Below are 15,712 nucleotides of genomic sequence, written 5' to 3'. Positions count from 1 at the left end.
CCTTCCAGATCAAGCCGCGAGCTGAGTTGCCGAAGTTTCCGGACCGTCCCCTGGCGGTCCGGCGGCAGCGAGTAGCGCCCGGTCGTACTCCGCCTTCCACGTGATCCGTTCCGCGATCGCGCGCATGACCAGGTGCGGCCGAGGCGGTACCTGCGGGTCTCCCGGTTCGACCTTGCGCCAGACCAGCCGGGCCGGGTCCGGTTGTGGCTTCTCGATCCCGATCGCGGCCAACGCCTGCTGAACGAACGCTTTCCGGTCGGCTTTGTGGTCTTCGAGGGTCTTCCCGGACCACTTCCGCGACACCAACACTCGACGGCCCGGCAGCCCGAGCGTGGTCCGCCGGTGCGCCCGCCCCTTGCAGTGCCCAGGGGTGGTCTTGCTGCCAGCGCCCTTGGGCTGGACTCCATAGAGCAGCCAGACCGCGCACCGAGGAGAGCACGGCGTGACCGACAGTTCGGCGTGCAGCCGGTCGTGGTGATCCCGCAGCCGCGCGGTGTCCGCCTCGACCACTTCGCCGGTGGATTTGGTGAGGTACTTGGTCAGGTAGCCGATGTGGCGGCCGGCTTCTTCGGTCCCGCCGAGGATGCCCTTCGAGTGCACCTGCTCTCCGAAGGTGGCAACGTGCGCCGGGTCCTCGACCGCTTCCACCGCGTCATCCCAGCTGGTCAGCGGCTCGCGGGTGTCCGGGTCGAGAAACATCCGGGTGTCGCCGTCCCAGACCGGCAGCCGGTCGACGTAGAGCACCTGGTCGTGGTTAGGCCACCAGACCTGGTGATACGTCGCTTCGGTGACCTGCCGGATGACGTCATGCGGGATCGCCCCGCGGATCGCAGCGTGCAGGTGCGGAGCCGTGCGCTTCTGGGGTTCGACAGTGGCGAAGTACTGCGCGTCCCAGCCGACGACCCGCCGGAGGTTCTGCCACCACCGATCCACCAACGCCGAGAAGTGCACCGCATCCCGGGCCGCCCGCCGATAGTCATAGCGCGACGGGTCGACCGGGGCCCCATCCCGGACGGGGCCGTAGGTGTCACAGGTGAGCGTGACGAACATCGAGGGGCGGAACTTGCCTGCGTACTCCCGCCCGATGGTGGTCTTCGCGACCTTGCGCCGGGGCAGGTTCGGCGCGTCCTGCCGACGACGGGTCGACCGCTTGACGGCCCGTTTGGTCGGGACGTCGAGGGCGGGCAGCCGACCGCGCATCCCGAGTTGCCGAAGTTCCGCATCAACCCCGGCGACCTCCTCCCGCAGTTCCTCAGCTTCGGCCTGGTCGTGGTCGACAACCTCCCGGTACGCCGCGACGAGGTCGGCGCGGTAGGTCAGCAACTCCTTGTGGTCCTCCGACGGCGGCTCGGCAGCGAGGATGGGTTCTTCGGTCATGTGCCAGCCCTCGCGGCACTGTGCCTGCCGGAGAGCCTTCGCCTTCCGCGCACATGGCAGGCAAACGGATTCCACGGTGGAGCCGCAGGGGACGGGGACGTAGCGGAGTTCGCCGGTCTCGGTGTCGCCGACCTCCATCGTGAAGGGCCGGACGCAGACGCCGTGCTTCTCCGCCGTCGCCCGGATCACGTCGGCGGCGAGCGGTGTCCGCATCCGTTCAGCCCGCGTCCTGGCCGGTGAGGTCTGTTCTTCCGTCATCAGGCAGCCACCTCCCCGGGGCGGGACCATTGGCGAAGCTGGAACACGGGCATGTCCTGCCGCTGGCCGGCGGGCAGGTCCGGGAACGTCGCCGGGTCGTAGGCGACGCCGCTGTAGACGTGCACCGGGATGCCACACGGCGTCCGGCCGTTGACCGACAGGTGCACCGAGCCGCCGTCGTGGACCCGCCAGAGCGAGGCTGACACGTCATCGAGCGTGTCTGCCCAGGTCAGCAAGGCCCCAGCGACGTCGGGCAGCCGGTGGGCGTCGAGCTGGACTGTCAGCGGGTCCGACCACGTCCGCACGGTCAACGCTGCCACCGAGGGCAGTTGGTGCAGGTCGAGGTGGTCCCGGATGGTGTCGAGGAAGACCATCAGCCGGTTCACGCGGCCACCCCCTCGCCGCCGAGGGCGGGACGAGCCGTGCCGCCGTTGGTGACGTACTGCTCCAGCGCTTTGACCGTCTCGTCGGAGACCCACCCGGCGCGGATACGCAGGGGTTCGCGGATGCCCTCGCCCCACACGAACCCGACCCCGGCTTCGCTGTCGCCGATGCGGTTGGCCCACGCGCCGCGTTCATAGGCGCCGTCGCCGAGGACCATGCCGACGTGCGTCTTCGAGGTCACTCGCAGGCAGACGCGGCGCGTGAACAACTCGCGGACGGGGACGGTGTCCTTGGTCGGTTCCTGCACGTACCCGCGTACGGAGATGTTGAGCGCCCGCCCTTGGGTGTTCAGCAGCGCCACGCGCTCGACGATCTGTTCGCGGGTCTTGCGGTCGGTGTACTTGGTCAGGGCTCCGATCTCGTCGAACTCCAGCAGCTCAAGCGGATAGTCGGTGGACAGGGGGATGGTGCGGACGTGGCCGGCGAACTCACGCTTGCGGGTTTCCATCTCCTCGACCAGGCCGTCGAGCACCTCGAGCGCGTCCTTTCCGGACACCGCGTAGCGGGCGAAGATGCCGCGCCCGTAGGCGAGCTCCATCCCCTTGGGGTCGATCCCGGACATGCGCACCAGGCCTGAGCGGATCGCGGGTGCCGCCGCGACGAGCGGGCACCACATCACGCTGTTCTTGCCCGCACCCGAGGCACCAGCAGTCAGGCAGTGCGCGCCGGAGCCGAGCAGCGGCACCCGCCAGTCATGCCCGTACTCGGTGCGACCGGCCCACACCTTGCGCAGATCCACCGCGGATTGCCCCTCCGGCAGTGCGGGGGAGTGCACCAGCGCGGCCAGCTGGTCACGACGCTGGAAGTCGACGGACACCACGTTCGGCTCCAGCTCTCGCACCTGACACCGCGCGACCTTCCGCGCCGAGGCCAGTGCACGGGCCGCGTCGTCGAAGTCTTCCGGCTTCTGGCCGGGCACGAGCTGCACTCGCACCTCATCCCACGACGGGCCCGAGCGGACGCCGAGAACCTTGGGGACCTGCACGCCGGACTGCCGGGCCGTCGCCCGAGAGGCTTTCCGGCGACCGACGAGGTTCACGGTGACCTCAACCGGCAGCGCGGCATCGCGGACGCTGAGGCCGCAGGCATGCAGCCAACCCGGCAGCTTGAGGTGGTAGACGGCCCAGCGCAGCCACCACGACCGCAGGGGCCGGCCGCACCACTGGTCGAACGAGGTGACGTCGAGCAGCCGCCACACGCCGAGGATCAGGGCCAGGCCGCCGAGGTTGAGCACGAGCCAGATCCAGCCGACCCAGATGCACCACAGGTAGACCGCGATCACGGTCAAGGAGGTGCGCCAGTGGATGACGACTTGGGAGAGAAGCCAAAACACGGCCTTGCAGGCCCACCACAGGGCCACGAACACCACAACCATGGCGGTCAGCAGCTCAGCCATGGACGCCAGCGCGCGCCCGATCTTGGCCAGGATCCACACGAAGAGGCCAAGACCGGCCAGGGCGATCACGAGCGTTCCGGGGGAGATCATCGCCGACCACCGTCCAGCACCGCCGAGAGATCCAGCGGCAACGCACCCAAGCAGGGGGCGCACTTGGTCTCACCCGGCAGCAGCCGAGCGAACCGCTTGCATTCCGCGCACCGCGAGCGGGTGACCCCCACTGGCGATGGTTGCTTGTCATCGTCTAGCGTCTGCATTGTTCACACCTCGCGGTTGTGGACAGCGCAGGAGCGGCATGGTTGGTAGCCGAGTTTCCGCTTCTGCGCCTTACGGTTCCGCGTCCCCGGAAGAGGACGCGTTTCATCGCCGCACGGTCTAGTGTGCGTTTTCGTTGCAGTGTTTGGCTTCTGGAACGTCTACACGCGACTACTCGGGCTTTGCTTTCGTGCCCTGGATCTTGGCTGACACCTCCCCGGCTTGGCGTCGTTCGTAGTCCGCCCAGTACAGGGATTCGTGGTGGTGGCCTCGGTCGACGTCGGCGATCGCCTCGTACATCCGAGCGTTCGCCTGACGGTAGGCCAGCCAGACAGACGGGTTCGCGTCCGGCGCGGGCCGACGATTCATCGCGATCTCGTGCGCGTCCCGCAGGGTGCGCGGCTTATCCGGCGTCTTCATCACGCACCGGCCGAGCTGTCGCGCGGGATTCGAGGAGCGCCGCCAGGTCCTCCGCGCCGTCGCGGAGCTGGCGAAGGAACCTCACGCACGCCGGCCACATCGCCGGGTCGTCCGGCGGCCGGACCGTCACCACGCACGGCGCCCCCGCAAGCACCAGCATCGGCGGATGCGTCGGGTCCGAACCAGTCTCCTCGACCGTCAGTTCCGCTTGCGGGCCGACGACCCACGTCACGCCGAACCCGTCCCATCCGGTGGTCGACATGCCCTTCCTCACCTCGAACTCTGTACTTGTCGGCCTGAATCTCGAACGCCTCAGCCGCGGAAATGACCGCCGCGTGCGCCCACCCGGGAAGCTCGAACTCGGCGGCAAGGTGACGCCAGGCGACCGCGACCGCACGCGACACCGACGACAGCTCAGCGTCCGACGCAGCCGGGTACCGGGCGTAAGCCAGCTCCCAAGCTCGTACCAACTCCCACCGGCTCACGTCAGCTCCCCTGGTCGACGACCCGAATCGGCGCGGCTGAACTCCAGTTGCGAGCGCCGCATGAACTCCTCCGCCGCGACCGCCGACGCGTGACGCGCCCACAGCGGCACGGCCAGATCGGCGGACAAGGCACGCCAGGCAACCGCCACAGCGTGGTAGGCGAGAGCAAGACGCCGCACTGCCGCCAGGTCATCTGAAGCTGACCTCATCGCGGCGAACAGCGCGGCCGTCTGCTCCGCGTACGCCTCGTTCCACCGAGCGACCGCCTCGCGCGACAGCCGCCCCGCCATCACGCGGCCTTCTGCTGACTGCCCGAGCCCTCACCGGCCGGCGTCTTCGCGGCAGCCTGCTTAGAACCAGCACTACGGCCCGGCTCACGCATGCCTGTCGCCCGCAGCACCCAGCCCTGGTACTTGAACTTCTCGCCCATCACCCGGGCCTCGACCATCAGACCCTCGAATACGACCGGCCGGAAGTCGAACCCCTGCATCGCTGCCGGAGGCGGAACGGGCTGGACCCGGTCGAGCAGGGTCACGGTCGCCGACTTGTCGCGGTCCTTCTCGGCCGAAGGGTCGGTGACGGTGACCTTCCACTGCGGCAAGCCGGTCTGCTCGTCGATCTTCTGCTTGGGCTGCTTGCCCCGGGCCTTGTCCTCGTTGGAGACGTACTCCATGTCCGGTGTGACCGGACCGACGATCGCGGCTCCGGCCGGGAACACGACGTCGTGCTCGATCTCGAAGCGTGTCCCGCGCGCTACGGCCATGTCGGTACCTCCTGGTCAGGCGCCTCATTGGGCGCTGCCTAACTTGGCTGACTTGATCAGGTTAGACAGGTTGGCTAGCCAAGTCAAGCAAGCGAGAATCGGCCTAGACCGCTAGGTCGCCTAGACAGGCAGGGCGCTGGTCGGGGAAACTTGACGCGTACCTGGGGTACCAGTCAAGGAAGGAGCCACCGATGGCGCTCGACCCGGACGACCCGAGGCCGCCGTACGTGCAGGTGGCGAACGCATTGCGCGCGGCGATTTTGACGAGGAAGTTCACGCCGGGCGACAAGCTGCCGTCGCGAAACGAGCTTGCGAAGACGTACAACGTCGCGCCGATGACCGTGCAAAACGCCATCCGCGAACTTCGCGACGAGGGTCTGATCGTGTCCCGCCAGGGCAGCGGCGTCTTCGTTCGCGAGCGCACCGAACGCCCCGTCGGGCTCCGACCGTACATCGAACGCGCCTTCGAGGCTGAGGACGTCACAATCGACTTCGCCGGGTTCTCCGGCGAAACCCTCCACGGCGTCATCACCGAGCCCCTGGACAAAATTCGGATTGGCCGGCTACGACCGGAGTCGATCACCGTTCGCTTGCTCGTCCCGGACCCGTCGCAGCCATGGTCTCTCCCCGTCACCGTGGACGAGCACGCCGACAGCCCTCTCTTTCGGAAGCGCGCCGAAGAGATCATGCGCCGTCACACCCTGGCCATCGTCGACTCGGTGACAGAACTCGCCGAGATGGGCCTGGTCAACAAGGCCACCGCCCAGGTCCGCGTGCACCCGGCACCGCCGATGTTCAAGCTCTACCTGATCAACAACGAAGAGACGTTCTTCGGCTTCTACCCGGTCCGCGAGCACGTCATCAACTTCGGCGGCGAGACCCAGGCGATGTATGACCTCATGGGCAAGGACGCAATCCTCTTCCATCACTCGATCAACGACGACGACACATCGACCGGTTCGCAGTACGTCGACCAGGCAAAGACGTGGTTCGACAGCTTGTGGAACAGCGTCGCCAAGGACTATCAGCGGTGACAGTCGAGGAGATCCTTAACGAGGCCAGCGCCTTGCTTCTCGACTTCGACGGTCCCGTCTGCTCTGTCTTCGCGGGTATTCCCGCCTCGACGGTCGCTGACCAGCTCCGCGGAGTTCTTGCCGACGGCGGATACACTGACCTGCCCAAAGCAGTCGCGGACAGCGCTGACCCGTTCGACGTGCTCAAATACGCCGCCTCACTCGGCGAAGACGAGAGTCGCTATGTCGAAGCCGCCTTCGCCGCCCATGAAGTCGAGGCAATCGCCAGCGCCACCCCGACGACTGGCGCGCACGAGCTTATCGAGGCTTGGCACGAATCCAACCGGCCGCTCGCTATCGTCAGCAACAACGGTGAACCAGCTATCAGTGCCTACCTCGACCTGCACAATCTTCGCACCTCGATCAACTTCGTATCCGCGCGGACCAGAACGAACGTGGCGCAACTCAAGCCGAGCCCCCACTTGCTCGATCAGGCCGTTGCTGCGCTCGACATCACTCCAGGTAGATCGGTGTTCATTGGCGACTCGACGAGCGACATTGAAGCCGCCCAAGCCGCGGGCATTCGCTCGATCGGCTATGCGAACAAGCCGGGTAAGAGGTCCAGTTTCGGCTCAGTTGGGGCCGACGCAATAATCCACGCACTTACTGGCCTTATGATCACCGCATGAAGAAGCGCCCTGCTGAACTTTGCTCGTTCTGTCCAAGCTTGTTAGTAGACTTGCCAAGTGTGCTACGAATTACCTAATTCGCGGAGCTTTGATCTCATCTGGCGGCGCACGGTGCTCCGTGTCTGAGGGTCCGCGAGTAGCTCTTGCCAGGTCTTTCCATTGCCGGAGTCCTCGCGGAGCCAGGCCAATGCTTCGCGCGCATGGCGCTCAAGCTCATCGCCGTCTTCGAGTCGCTCGTCGCACCACTCTTCAATCAGCTCGACTTCCTCGAATGCCGAGCTGGACACTTCCTGGTATTGGAATGTTTCGACGATTACTCTGCTGTTGTGATGAACCCATCTTTGCAGTAACAGATTGACGCCGACCTGAGAAAGACAAGCGATCCTATGGTCGAGTTCGAGATCCTTGGGCTTCGCAAAGTAGAGAGAATTTAGTAAGGCAACATAGCCGGCATCTGCTTCATTATGACCAAGGAGCAGGGGGAGTGGCATCTTCTTGAAGTTTCGCAACCATTCCCTGGCGGAAAATGCGCGATCCGTTCGAATTTCGGCGACAAGTACGCGATCTACAAGGGATATACCGTCTGTGCGCATTGCGCATGGATGTTGAAGGATAATTATATTCTTCCGCGCCGGCTCATCAACTCCGGACACGAGTACATCGCGAAAGATGTCTCCTGTAAAGATGGGTCGAGTGCTGGCTACTTCATCCGCGCGCGATCGATAGAGGCTCTCCCAGTCTGGATGAGCCTCTGATCCAGGAATTTCGAGTGTTTTTGCCATCCTTATCCTTTGGGACGGATTGAAGGCGTGCCGTCACTCTCAGTGACGACTTCGAATTCGGATTCGTATTTTGCGCGCCAATCGGGGTTATGGAGTGTTAGGACTTGGTCTGGCTCGGCGTCGCCACTTGCGTAGTCGAAGACGAGGTCGATTCTCTGGTCCTGCCACAGGTCCAGGGGTGAGATCGGTACGTTTGGCATGATGGGCATCTCGAACCACGATGCTATGTCGCGGACTGCGTAGTGATCGATGATCAAGTCGCATCCGGCAAGGAAGCCGGCCAATGCCAAGCGGTTCGGGCCGGAGATACGTTCGCCCTTTCGCCATTTTTGCACTGCGGGAACGCTCACGCCGACCACTCGCGCAATATCGCGCCAGGAGAAGCCCAGGTTTGCGATCTCTGTCAGCATTTCTGTCGGGCTGCCTTTGCCGATTTCACGGATTCGGGTTGCCCACTCAACAGTGTGAATCTTGTGGTGAAGATCGTCGATCTCTTCTTGTGTGTAACGCGTTCTTTTTCGTTCGTAACCGATGTGTTCGGTTAGCAGCATGACGGCGGTCTGGGTCTCGGAGATGGTTGGAGGTGGTGACATGGTGAAGCCAACAGTGCCGTCATCAACCAACTCGCTTTCCTGAAGACTAATCACCTGACGGGCCATTCCGCAACACCTCTTTCCGTAGCTTCTCTGTTATGAGCGACTCGAAAATCTGATTGACCGGCTCATGGATTTCGTCGCAGATGCTAATCATCTGATCTGTGTTGAACTCAGGAATCACATCTGGAGCCCAAAAGCTATCAATATCGATTAGGAAGTACGGACCGGGTGGAGGGATTGGCCGCTTCAAATCTCCGGTGACGTCTACGGCATATCCGGTTCTTGGGCCGTATCGAACCACGATATTATTACCGGGGAATTGCTCAAATACCGAAACGCCCTGCCATTCCACGGGCTTCAGCTTCAAGTCTGATGAGATAGAGCTTGGGCCAAGCAACGAGCTGTCAACCCACTCGCTCCATTCAGTCATGGAGTCGATTGCTTCGGGCACCCGAATCTCGTCTACGTAGCGTAGTCCAATTCGCTCAATGCCGTCGATTTCGCCGACATCTTGCCTTGCGGAAAAGGCAAGTCGAGCTAGCTCGCGGAAGCTTTCCCATCGAACGTATCGCGTTGTTTCAATCACGAAACGTTCTTCGAAGATCGAAACTGACATCGTGCTGTCGCGGCTGAAGTATTTTGGGATTATAAGATTTCGAACGTCGGGCGAGCTTTGTGGGCTGGCCGTTATCTGGGTGACTTGGACACTTCTGAATACCGGAAAGTGTTCGGATAGCCGTCGCTTCAGTTTCGCTAGGGCAGCTTGGCTCAGTGCACGTGCGCTGGGGTGGCGTACCTCTAGTGCCGCCAGCGCTACGGACGCGTTTGGGTAGACCTCTCGGGCAGGCATGATGTCAGGTTACCGAGGCTGCAACCAGAACAGCAACTGGAGAAGGTACCAGACTGCTAACTTCGGTCGACGATGACCCTGGCAGGTCGCGCGTCTCTCCTCTTGCCGAATTCGCCTCTATTGGATCAAGCGCGCCGCCCACGGGCGCCGCGCCGGTCGCCTGGCGTAGCTGCTCTCGTTGGCGACCACGCCCGTGCCCGGCACGGCCGGCTCCGCTCCGCTCTGCCGACCGGCCGGGCGGCGTGGCCGCCTTCGGTGCAGCTGCGCAGCGCCGCCCGCCGACGGCACGTCTGAACCATTCAGCCAACGTCGAGCCTCCCTCGCCGATGAGTCGTACAACCCGGGTCGCCGTCAGACGCCACCGCGTTACGCCCATTCGGCGGTAAGCACCATCCCGAAGCTTGATCGTGACAACGGCCGGTAGCGCCGCGTCAAGGCTGGAAAGCGTGCCTTGACCCGACGCCACCGACCGCGTGCTGGCTTCGTATCGGGATGGCAGGGGAGGTGTGGGCGGTGAGGTCAGGGCGCCTGGCCGGCCAGTTGCCGCGCGGCGTCCTGGTGGAACGACACCAACTCGGGCAACGCGACGACTGCACGCGACACCGTCGAGAGGTCATGGCCCTCTTTGCTCCACGGCGGCGGGAAGGTGTGAATGCCCTGGTTGGCCGCGACTGCACCGACCTCGTTCTCCCAGCCGGGCCAGCGCAGGTTCTCGTAAAACCTGTCGAGCGAACCGGCGAGCACCGCATGCAGCCAGTCGGCGTAGCCCTGCTCAAGGTCTTGCCATTCGAGAAGGTCCGGCCCGAAGTAGTGGATGGTCGGCCGGCCTGCAGGGTTGGTAGCCCAGACGTACATGCCGCCCAATACGTCGTAGGCGACCGGCAAGATTCCTGAGGCAGGCTCGGCGCGATCCAGGATGTCGGGCAATGCCTCTGTGCCGCTACCGAGCACCCGCAGCCAGCCGTGGTCCACCAGCAGTCCGCCCGTGTGGCCGACGACGGCACCCAACCACGAGGTAGTCGTGATGCGCAGCTCGCGCAGGCAGCGGGCAGCACGCTCGCTGTCCGAGTCGAGCACGACCACCGGGTACGGTGCTGCCGCGACTGCTGCGGATACTTCGTCCCATGCCGATGTCGTCACGTCGGAGAGCCTGGCAGACGACGGTAGAATGGTTGTGCGCGAGTAGGTGGCTCGACCGCCGAGAAGCCATGATCATCTCCCCGGTTTTCCCCCGGGAAACGACGCAGAACGACGAGAACCAGCGACCGACCATGATCGTTTGGCGCGGACGTCCGTGCAGGTGAAGACTGGTATCGACAGATGACGAGAACTAGCCGCTGACCTGGGCTTATTCTCCGTAGGTTCTGGGTTCGAGCCCCAGGCGGCCCACCGATGTAGTCATGTGCGAACCACTCCTTTCGAGGCCGTTTCCGCTGGTAGGGCGGTTGTGGCCTCGTTTGCGTTGCAGGGTTGGGGGATGCGGAACACGGGCTCGAGCGTGGTGGGTCCGGAGATTGTGACCCGCGCGATGGGGGCTTCGATCAGGGCTGCGGGACGGACGAAGCCCCGGCCTCACCCCAAGAGGCCAAAATGACACCGTTTTCGACACCGGCAGCCAAATTCGCTCGAACAACCCAACAACCCGTCACGCGAGGCAAGACAGGCTTGGGCTCCGTTTGGAGACACAGCGGCGACTGTGACATGCACTACGAGGGATGAAAGCTGGCCAGGCTCGGCGTACGACGGTCAGGCGCGCACCCAGCGGGCGCGGAATTAGCAGCGCGGAAGCCTTCGGTCTCGGCACTGTCGCGGATCCTCAAGGGCCCGGCTCTAGAGGGCCGGTACATGAACCCTCTACCACCAAGAGGCCCAGCCAGGGATGCCACGTGCACTGGACACGGCCGGGACGCTGCGCGCCACCAGGACCTCAACTCCAGAAGAGGAAGGACGCCCGGCCGGTCAACCTGGTGACGCTCGCGCTGTGACACCGACGCCACCCGCACGAAGAGCCGCCATGCTCTGCGGCGCCCCGCAATCACGTCACAGCCAAATGTGCGGTAGCAAACAGCCATCATCCCCGAGCGACAAGGTGTCCTCGTCGACGACTGATAGCACACGGATTACTGCGATCCTGGAGGCTCGGGCGTGTCCACGCGGAGACCGGTCAGCGCTTGTCCCTAAGCTGTACCCGTGACACTTGTAGCTACCCCAGCCATCCAGAACTACGGCGAGGTGTTTACCCGCCGGTGGGTGGTCGAGGTACTGCTTGATCTGACCGGCTACACCGCCGATCGTGATCTTGGTTCACTGCACCTCGTGGAGCCGTCGTGCGGCTCGGGGGCGTTCCTCGGCCCGGTCGTCGAGCGCCTCATTGCAAGCGCTCGGACCTACGAACGGGACCTTGCTTCGCTGGGTGATGCAGTCCGAGCGTACGACCTCCAAGCCGAACACGTGGAGATCTCTCGTGCGCTCTGCCGTGATCTCCTGATCACAGCCGGTGCTCCTGTGACCGTCGCCGCGGAGCTGGCTGCGGAGTGGATTAGCCCCGCCGACTTCCTGCTGCCTGAGGTGGACGAGAGTGCCGCCGACGTGGTGATCGGCAACCCGCCGTACATCCGTTATGACGACCTCTCGGATGACCTCGCAGCGAGGTACCGGCGTACCTGGCCGACGATGCGCGGCCGGGGTGACATCTTCGTCGGATTCATCGAACGGTCACTTCGGCTGCTGAAGCCCGATGGCAAGGTCGGTTTCATCTGCGCTGACCGGTGGATGCGGAACCAGTACGGGGCTGACCTGCGAGAATTGGTGGCGCGCGACTACGCGGTTGAGCACATCTGGACGATGCACGACGTGGACGCGTTCGAGCGGTCGGTCTCGGCGTACCCAGCGATTACGGTGCTCGGCAACCACACTCAGGCCTCAGTCGTAGTAGCTGACACGACCAGTGAGTTCGGGGCTACCAGCGCGTACGCGCTGGTGAAGGCGGCCCAGGACGGGGGTTTCGAGGAGTTCGCCGGCAAAGGGGTGAAAGCTCATCGGCTTCCGCACTGGTTCGACGGCGGCGAACTGTGGCCTACCGGCTCTCCCGCACGGCTGGCACTGATCGAATACCTCAACGACCATTTCCATCCTCTGCATGACCCGAACACCGGGACGAAGGTGTCCATCGGGGTCGCGACCGGCGCGGACAAGGTGTACGTCGTCCAGGACCCCACCGTTGTGGAATCAGACCGTGTTCTCCCTCTCGCAATGCGCCGCGATCTCATGTCCGGCACGTTCGAGTGGCAGGGCAACTACCTGATCAATCCGTGGGCTGACGACGGGTCGCTTGTATCGCTCGCCGACTACCCCCGGATGGCGGCGTACTTGTCGAACCATCCGGCTCTGCGTGAGCGGTTCGTGGCGAAGAGGGATCCGGGGTCCTGGTACCGCACGATCGACAAGGTGCAGGCCAGCCTCATCAGCAAGTCGAAGCTGCTCCTCCAAGACATGAAGACGACTATCCACCCCGTGTTGGAGACGGGGGGCCACTACCCGCACCACAATCTGTACTACGTCATCTCTGACTCCTGGGACATGGAGGTCCTCGGTGGCATCCTGCTGTCCCAGATCGCGCAGGCGTTCATCGAGGCGTACTGCGTGCGGATGCGTGGCGGCACTCTCCGGTTCCAAGCCCAATACCTCAAGCGCATCCGAGTTCCCAAGCCCGACGAGATTGATGCGGACATCGAGGATGCCCTACGGGTCGCGTTCCGGACCCGTGACGCCAAGGCGGCAACGCAGGCGGCAGCTGCCGCCTACGGCATAGGTCTGACGGAATACGACTTGCTGGGGGAGAGCGCAACGTGACGGCGAGCTACGAGGACTATAATGCAGCGGTTAAGGCATTCTGGGCAGGCCGTGATCTTCAGACTCAGAAGCAGATCGAGTCAGGGAAGCGCGACGCTGGCACCCGCGGGTCGGTGACCGGTGGGCAGCACCTCAACCCCCTGCAAGAGTTGATCGCGCTCGAGTTCGCCCCGCTCGCTGACCTCGGCGCCACCGTGCGACAAACCGGCATTCTCCCGCTTCCTGGTTACTACAGGCGCGCGAAGAACTGGGACATCGTGGTGACCTACAAAGACATTTTGGTCGCAGCCATCGAGTGCAAATCCATGGTCGGCTCAGTCAGCAACAACTTCAACAACCGAGCCGAGGAAGCAATTGGTAACGCTGTTGACCTATGGCGTGCCTACGAAGCCGGACTCCTTGGGACGATCAAGCCATGGATCGGCTTCGTCTTCCTGTTCGAACATACTACCGGTTCAACGAAGCCGGTCGGTGACCATGGCAGGCCTCTATACCGAACTGACCCAGCCTTCGACAATTCGTCGTACACAAAACGTTATCAGCTGCTGTTCCAGCGTCTCGTCCGTGAACGCCTCTACGACGCTGCGTGCTTCATCAGTTCGGTCGGGGGCGAGGGCATTTATGACGAACCGATGCCGGAGGTGTCCACACGCAACCTGACAGCCGCGATCGCGGGCCGGGTCGCGTACATCGAAGGGCTCGCATAGGCGTAGCCACTCCGTCGGCGACCGGCTGCCGGCCGCACGTACACCACTCCGTCTGACGAGGCGTAGGCCCGTTCTAGCCGGGCTGGTCCGGCAGCGTGGTAGTGGGGTGTGGCCCCAGTGGCTGAAAGGTACCTGGATTGCCGCCACCGTCGTAGCACCTTCCGGCCGTAGTTGTTGCGCCCACATCCGTTGTTCGGCGGTCGGCTCGGCCGGCGGTTGAGACTGCTCCGGGACCACCGCGAGACTCACCACCTGCCCCGTCTCGTGCCCGATCTCGGCTGTCTCGCCGGTCTCGTTCGCAGTCTCGGCACGGTGGCGCTTGAGCGCGCGGCTGAGCAGTTCGACGGCCAGCAGCAGCGCGAACGGCGGGCATGCTGCCACGGCCACGGCGACCGCGCTCAGGTCCGGCGCCGCTGCCACGTTCGCGCAGAGCGAGAGGCAATTTCCGAAGACGAACGCCAACCAGGCGGCCTACCGGCCACCGGCAGCACGGGGACCGCGGCCAGTCTTCCACAGTTCGACCGTGGCCGTGGTCAACAAGCCGTCCACGATCAGTGGCCAGATGGCGGCTGTGGCCTCGTCGGCGCCGAAGTGCGTTGCGAACTCGCGGCCGTGCCGGTAGGAGGCGTAGGCGGCGCCGGACGCGACCAGGGCGGTGCAGGCGCATTGCACCTACAGCGAGCGGTCCCGCCGAGCGAGGGATGCCGGGCGTTCACTGCAGCGCACCTCCCGCCGCACGCCGACCCTCGTCCGGGCAGCAGCCGAAGCAGGCGAACACCTGCGAGCCGGTCACCGACCGGCCGACCGGAACATGTGGGACGTGGACGCCGGGTAGTCAGCTCCGCATGACGCGCAGGCTTGCCGGGCGGTCAGCCTGGTGATGATTGTGTCGTGGCTCATCGGGAACCACCCGGCACGAGACGATGGGTGCCCACCGGGCGGATCGTGATCTGAGGCCCTCCGGCCAGCACCTCGCGGTTCGTATGCTGACACGTTAGGTCGGTCCACTCAAACTCCCAGGTCAACGGCCTGGTGGTCACCATCTGCTCCAGCATCACCCGGGAGACCTTCCAGTCGGACCGGGACGGCCGAGCGCACCTGAACGCAGCCCTCCGTCGAGTGACCCCCGCAGCGCAGGACGCTCACTCGCGCCGAGCCCGCCGTCGCTGGGCGCATCCGGGAATCCCAACCCCAGCCTTCCCGGTTCGTAGGATTCGCCGCGCAATTCGCGATGATCTCATTCGGTTTCCGGTTCGCAAGATTTTCATGAATTCACCAGAACGCGCAGTAACCCAAGCAGCTGTCACCGCGATGGGACACAGAGACTGTTGCTATCCGCTCCACCAACCAGGATGCGACGGGGGCATCATGGACGAAAGGACACCGCACTACCGGACGTTCGCCGATCTCACTCACGATCAACAGGACAACCTGCTCGCCGAGCTCTACGCGCGGGGGGCTTCGCTTGCCGAGCTGGCTCGGATGAGCGGGCTCAGCTACTCCTGGCTGCGGCGTCGGCTGCTCAAAGCCGGTGTTGAGCTGCGCTCGCGGGCGGCGCCGCGGGAATCTCCGGTTGCTCCGGGAATCCTCGCCGACGAGTACCGGGCCGGGGTGAGCATCCTCGCCATCGCCGAGAAACACGGGCTTTACTACAAACGGGTGCGGGAACTTTTGCTGCGTGAAGGGGTTGAGCTGCGACCGTCGACCCGCGCCAAGCCGGATGACCGCTGAAATGTGCGGCGGGTCACAAAGCGGACCGTATTGAATTTCGCCCTTTGACCACTGTGCGCAAAGTCGACGTGCACGTGCACGCGCGTTCGAGTGG

General features: G+C 64.3%; 16 protein-coding genes and 1 pseudogene. 5 read left to right on the top strand and 12 right to left on the bottom strand.

The window, feature by feature from the left end:
• Positions 1-9: 9 nt before the first annotated feature.
• The 7 genes from ABZ342_RS27575 to ABZ342_RS27545 all read right to left on the bottom strand — a co-directional run bounded on the left by ABZ342_RS27575 (position 10) and on the right by ABZ342_RS27545 (position 5,398).
• On the bottom strand, positions 10-1,635 hold the full coding sequence (locus ABZ342_RS27575) for a replication initiator (protein ID WP_360478667.1): 1,626 nt from the start codon (positions 1,633-1,635) through the stop codon (positions 10-12).
• Complete coding sequence (locus tag ABZ342_RS27570) at positions 1,635-2,021, bottom strand: hypothetical protein (protein WP_360478664.1); 387 nt, start codon at positions 2,019-2,021, stop codon at positions 1,635-1,637. The genes ABZ342_RS27575 and ABZ342_RS27570 overlap by 1 nt, the downstream gene beginning before the upstream one ends.
• The gene (locus tag ABZ342_RS27565) at positions 2,018-3,565 is read right to left on the bottom strand and encodes an FtsK/SpoIIIE domain-containing protein (protein WP_360478661.1); all 1,548 of its coding nucleotides are present in this window, start codon (positions 3,563-3,565) and stop codon (positions 2,018-2,020) included. The genes ABZ342_RS27570 and ABZ342_RS27565 overlap by 4 nt, the downstream gene beginning before the upstream one ends.
• A gap of 336 nt (positions 3,566-3,901) precedes the next feature.
• A complete protein-coding gene (locus ABZ342_RS27560; RefSeq protein WP_360478658.1) occupies positions 3,902-4,150 on the bottom strand; it encodes an AMED_5909 family protein in 249 nt (82 codons plus the stop codon).
• Positions 4,134-4,412 carry a hypothetical protein gene (locus ABZ342_RS27555; protein ID WP_360478655.1) on the bottom strand — a complete coding sequence of 93 codons (279 nt, stop codon included), beginning with the start codon at positions 4,410-4,412 and terminating at the stop codon, positions 4,134-4,136. The genes ABZ342_RS27560 and ABZ342_RS27555 overlap by 17 nt, the downstream gene beginning before the upstream one ends.
• Positions 4,413-4,631: 219 nt before the next feature.
• A complete protein-coding gene (locus ABZ342_RS27550) occupies positions 4,632-4,925 on the bottom strand; it encodes a hypothetical protein (protein WP_360478652.1) in 294 nt (97 codons plus the stop codon).
• Positions 4,925-5,398, bottom strand: coding sequence for a hypothetical protein (locus ABZ342_RS27545; protein WP_360478650.1), 474 nt, complete (start codon positions 5,396-5,398; stop codon positions 4,925-4,927). Before ABZ342_RS27545 ends, ABZ342_RS27550 begins: the two co-directional genes overlap by 1 nt.
• Positions 5,399-5,589: 191 nt before the next feature.
• On the opposite strand from ABZ342_RS27545, the gene ABZ342_RS27540 reads away from it, so the two are divergent.
• Complete coding sequence (locus tag ABZ342_RS27540; RefSeq protein WP_360478647.1) at positions 5,590-6,432, top strand: GntR family transcriptional regulator; 843 nt, start codon at positions 5,590-5,592, stop codon at positions 6,430-6,432.
• Complete coding sequence (locus ABZ342_RS27535; protein ID WP_360478644.1) at positions 6,429-7,100, top strand: HAD-IA family hydrolase; 672 nt, start codon at positions 6,429-6,431, stop codon at positions 7,098-7,100. Before ABZ342_RS27540 ends, ABZ342_RS27535 begins: the two co-directional genes overlap by 4 nt.
• 62 nt (positions 7,101-7,162) lie before the next feature.
• Here the strand turns inward: ABZ342_RS27535 and ABZ342_RS27530 are convergent, their stop codons facing one another.
• The 4 genes from ABZ342_RS27530 to ABZ342_RS27515 form a co-directional block, all read right to left on the bottom strand.
• Positions 7,163-7,882, bottom strand: coding sequence for a hypothetical protein (locus tag ABZ342_RS27530; protein WP_360478641.1), 720 nt, complete (start codon positions 7,880-7,882; stop codon positions 7,163-7,165).
• A gap of 2 nt (positions 7,883-7,884) precedes the next feature.
• Positions 7,885-8,541 carry a helix-turn-helix domain-containing protein gene (locus ABZ342_RS27525; protein ID WP_360478638.1) on the bottom strand — a complete coding sequence of 219 codons (657 nt, stop codon included), beginning with the start codon at positions 8,539-8,541 and terminating at the stop codon, positions 7,885-7,887.
• The gene (locus ABZ342_RS27520; RefSeq protein ID WP_360478635.1) at positions 8,522-9,328 is read right to left on the bottom strand and encodes a TIGR04255 family protein; all 807 of its coding nucleotides are present in this window, start codon (positions 9,326-9,328) and stop codon (positions 8,522-8,524) included. Before ABZ342_RS27520 ends, ABZ342_RS27525 begins: the two co-directional genes overlap by 20 nt.
• A 519-nt stretch (positions 9,329-9,847) precedes the next feature.
• Entirely contained in the window at positions 9,848-10,468 is a 621-nt protein-coding gene (locus ABZ342_RS27515; RefSeq protein ID WP_360478632.1) for a DUF2625 family protein, read from the bottom strand.
• A gap of 1,050 nt (positions 10,469-11,518) precedes the next feature.
• Between ABZ342_RS27515 and ABZ342_RS27510 the strand changes: the two genes are divergently transcribed.
• Together ABZ342_RS27510 and ABZ342_RS27505 are read left to right on the top strand one after the other, a co-directional pair.
• Complete coding sequence (locus ABZ342_RS27510; RefSeq protein ID WP_360478629.1) at positions 11,519-13,180, top strand: Eco57I restriction-modification methylase domain-containing protein; 1,662 nt, start codon at positions 11,519-11,521, stop codon at positions 13,178-13,180.
• A complete protein-coding gene (locus ABZ342_RS27505; protein ID WP_360478626.1) occupies positions 13,177-13,887 on the top strand; it encodes a PaeR7I family type II restriction endonuclease in 711 nt (236 codons plus the stop codon). The genes ABZ342_RS27510 and ABZ342_RS27505 overlap by 4 nt, the downstream gene beginning before the upstream one ends.
• Here ABZ342_RS27505 and ABZ342_RS27500 read toward each other — a convergent pair.
• Positions 13,800-14,559: pseudogene (locus tag ABZ342_RS27500) on the bottom strand (DUF2637 domain-containing protein). The gene ABZ342_RS27505 and the pseudogene ABZ342_RS27500 sit on opposite strands and share 88 nt — an antisense overlap.
• Positions 14,560-15,255: 696 nt before the next feature.
• Here ABZ342_RS27500 and ABZ342_RS27495 point away from each other — a divergent pair.
• A complete protein-coding gene (locus ABZ342_RS27495) occupies positions 15,256-15,618 on the top strand; it encodes a helix-turn-helix domain-containing protein (protein WP_360478623.1) in 363 nt (120 codons plus the stop codon).
• Positions 15,619-15,712 lie beyond the last annotated feature (94 nt).

This window comes from Amycolatopsis sp. NPDC005961 (assembly GCF_040629235.1).
Lineage (GTDB): Bacteria > Actinomycetota > Actinomycetes > Mycobacteriales > Pseudonocardiaceae > Amycolatopsis > Amycolatopsis camponoti.
Note: the sequence above shows the minus strand (reverse complement) of the source record. Positions and strands in the feature narration are given on the sequence as shown.

Bases quoted from the DNA above. Each gene is read 5' to 3' on its own strand.
- ABZ342_RS27575 (WP_360478667.1), bottom strand. From the start codon at position 1,635: ATGACGGAAGAACAGACCTCACCGGCCAGGACGCGGGCTGAACGGATG.
- ABZ342_RS27565 (WP_360478661.1), bottom strand. From the start codon at position 3,565: ATGATCTCCCCCGGAACGCTCGTGATCGCCCTGGCCGGTCTTGGCCTC.
- ABZ342_RS27560 (WP_360478658.1), bottom strand. From the start codon at position 4,150: ATGAAGACGCCGGATAAGCCGCGCACCCTGCGGGACGCGCACGAGATC.
- ABZ342_RS27555 (WP_360478655.1), bottom strand. From the start codon at position 4,412: ATGTCGACCACCGGATGGGACGGGTTCGGCGTGACGTGGGTCGTCGGC.
- ABZ342_RS27550 (WP_360478652.1), bottom strand. From the start codon at position 4,925: ATGGCGGGGCGGCTGTCGCGCGAGGCGGTCGCTCGGTGGAACGAGGCG.
- ABZ342_RS27545 (WP_360478650.1), bottom strand. From the start codon at position 5,398: ATGGCCGTAGCGCGCGGGACACGCTTCGAGATCGAGCACGACGTCGTG.
- ABZ342_RS27540 (WP_360478647.1), top strand. From the start codon at position 5,590: ATGGCGCTCGACCCGGACGACCCGAGGCCGCCGTACGTGCAGGTGGCG.
- ABZ342_RS27530 (WP_360478641.1), bottom strand. From the start codon at position 7,882: ATGGCAAAAACACTCGAAATTCCTGGATCAGAGGCTCATCCAGACTGG.
- ABZ342_RS27525 (WP_360478638.1), bottom strand. From the start codon at position 8,541: ATGGCCCGTCAGGTGATTAGTCTTCAGGAAAGCGAGTTGGTTGATGAC.
- ABZ342_RS27520 (WP_360478635.1), bottom strand. From the start codon at position 9,328: ATGCCTGCCCGAGAGGTCTACCCAAACGCGTCCGTAGCGCTGGCGGCA.
- ABZ342_RS27495 (WP_360478623.1), top strand. From the start codon at position 15,256: ATGGACGAAAGGACACCGCACTACCGGACGTTCGCCGATCTCACTCAC.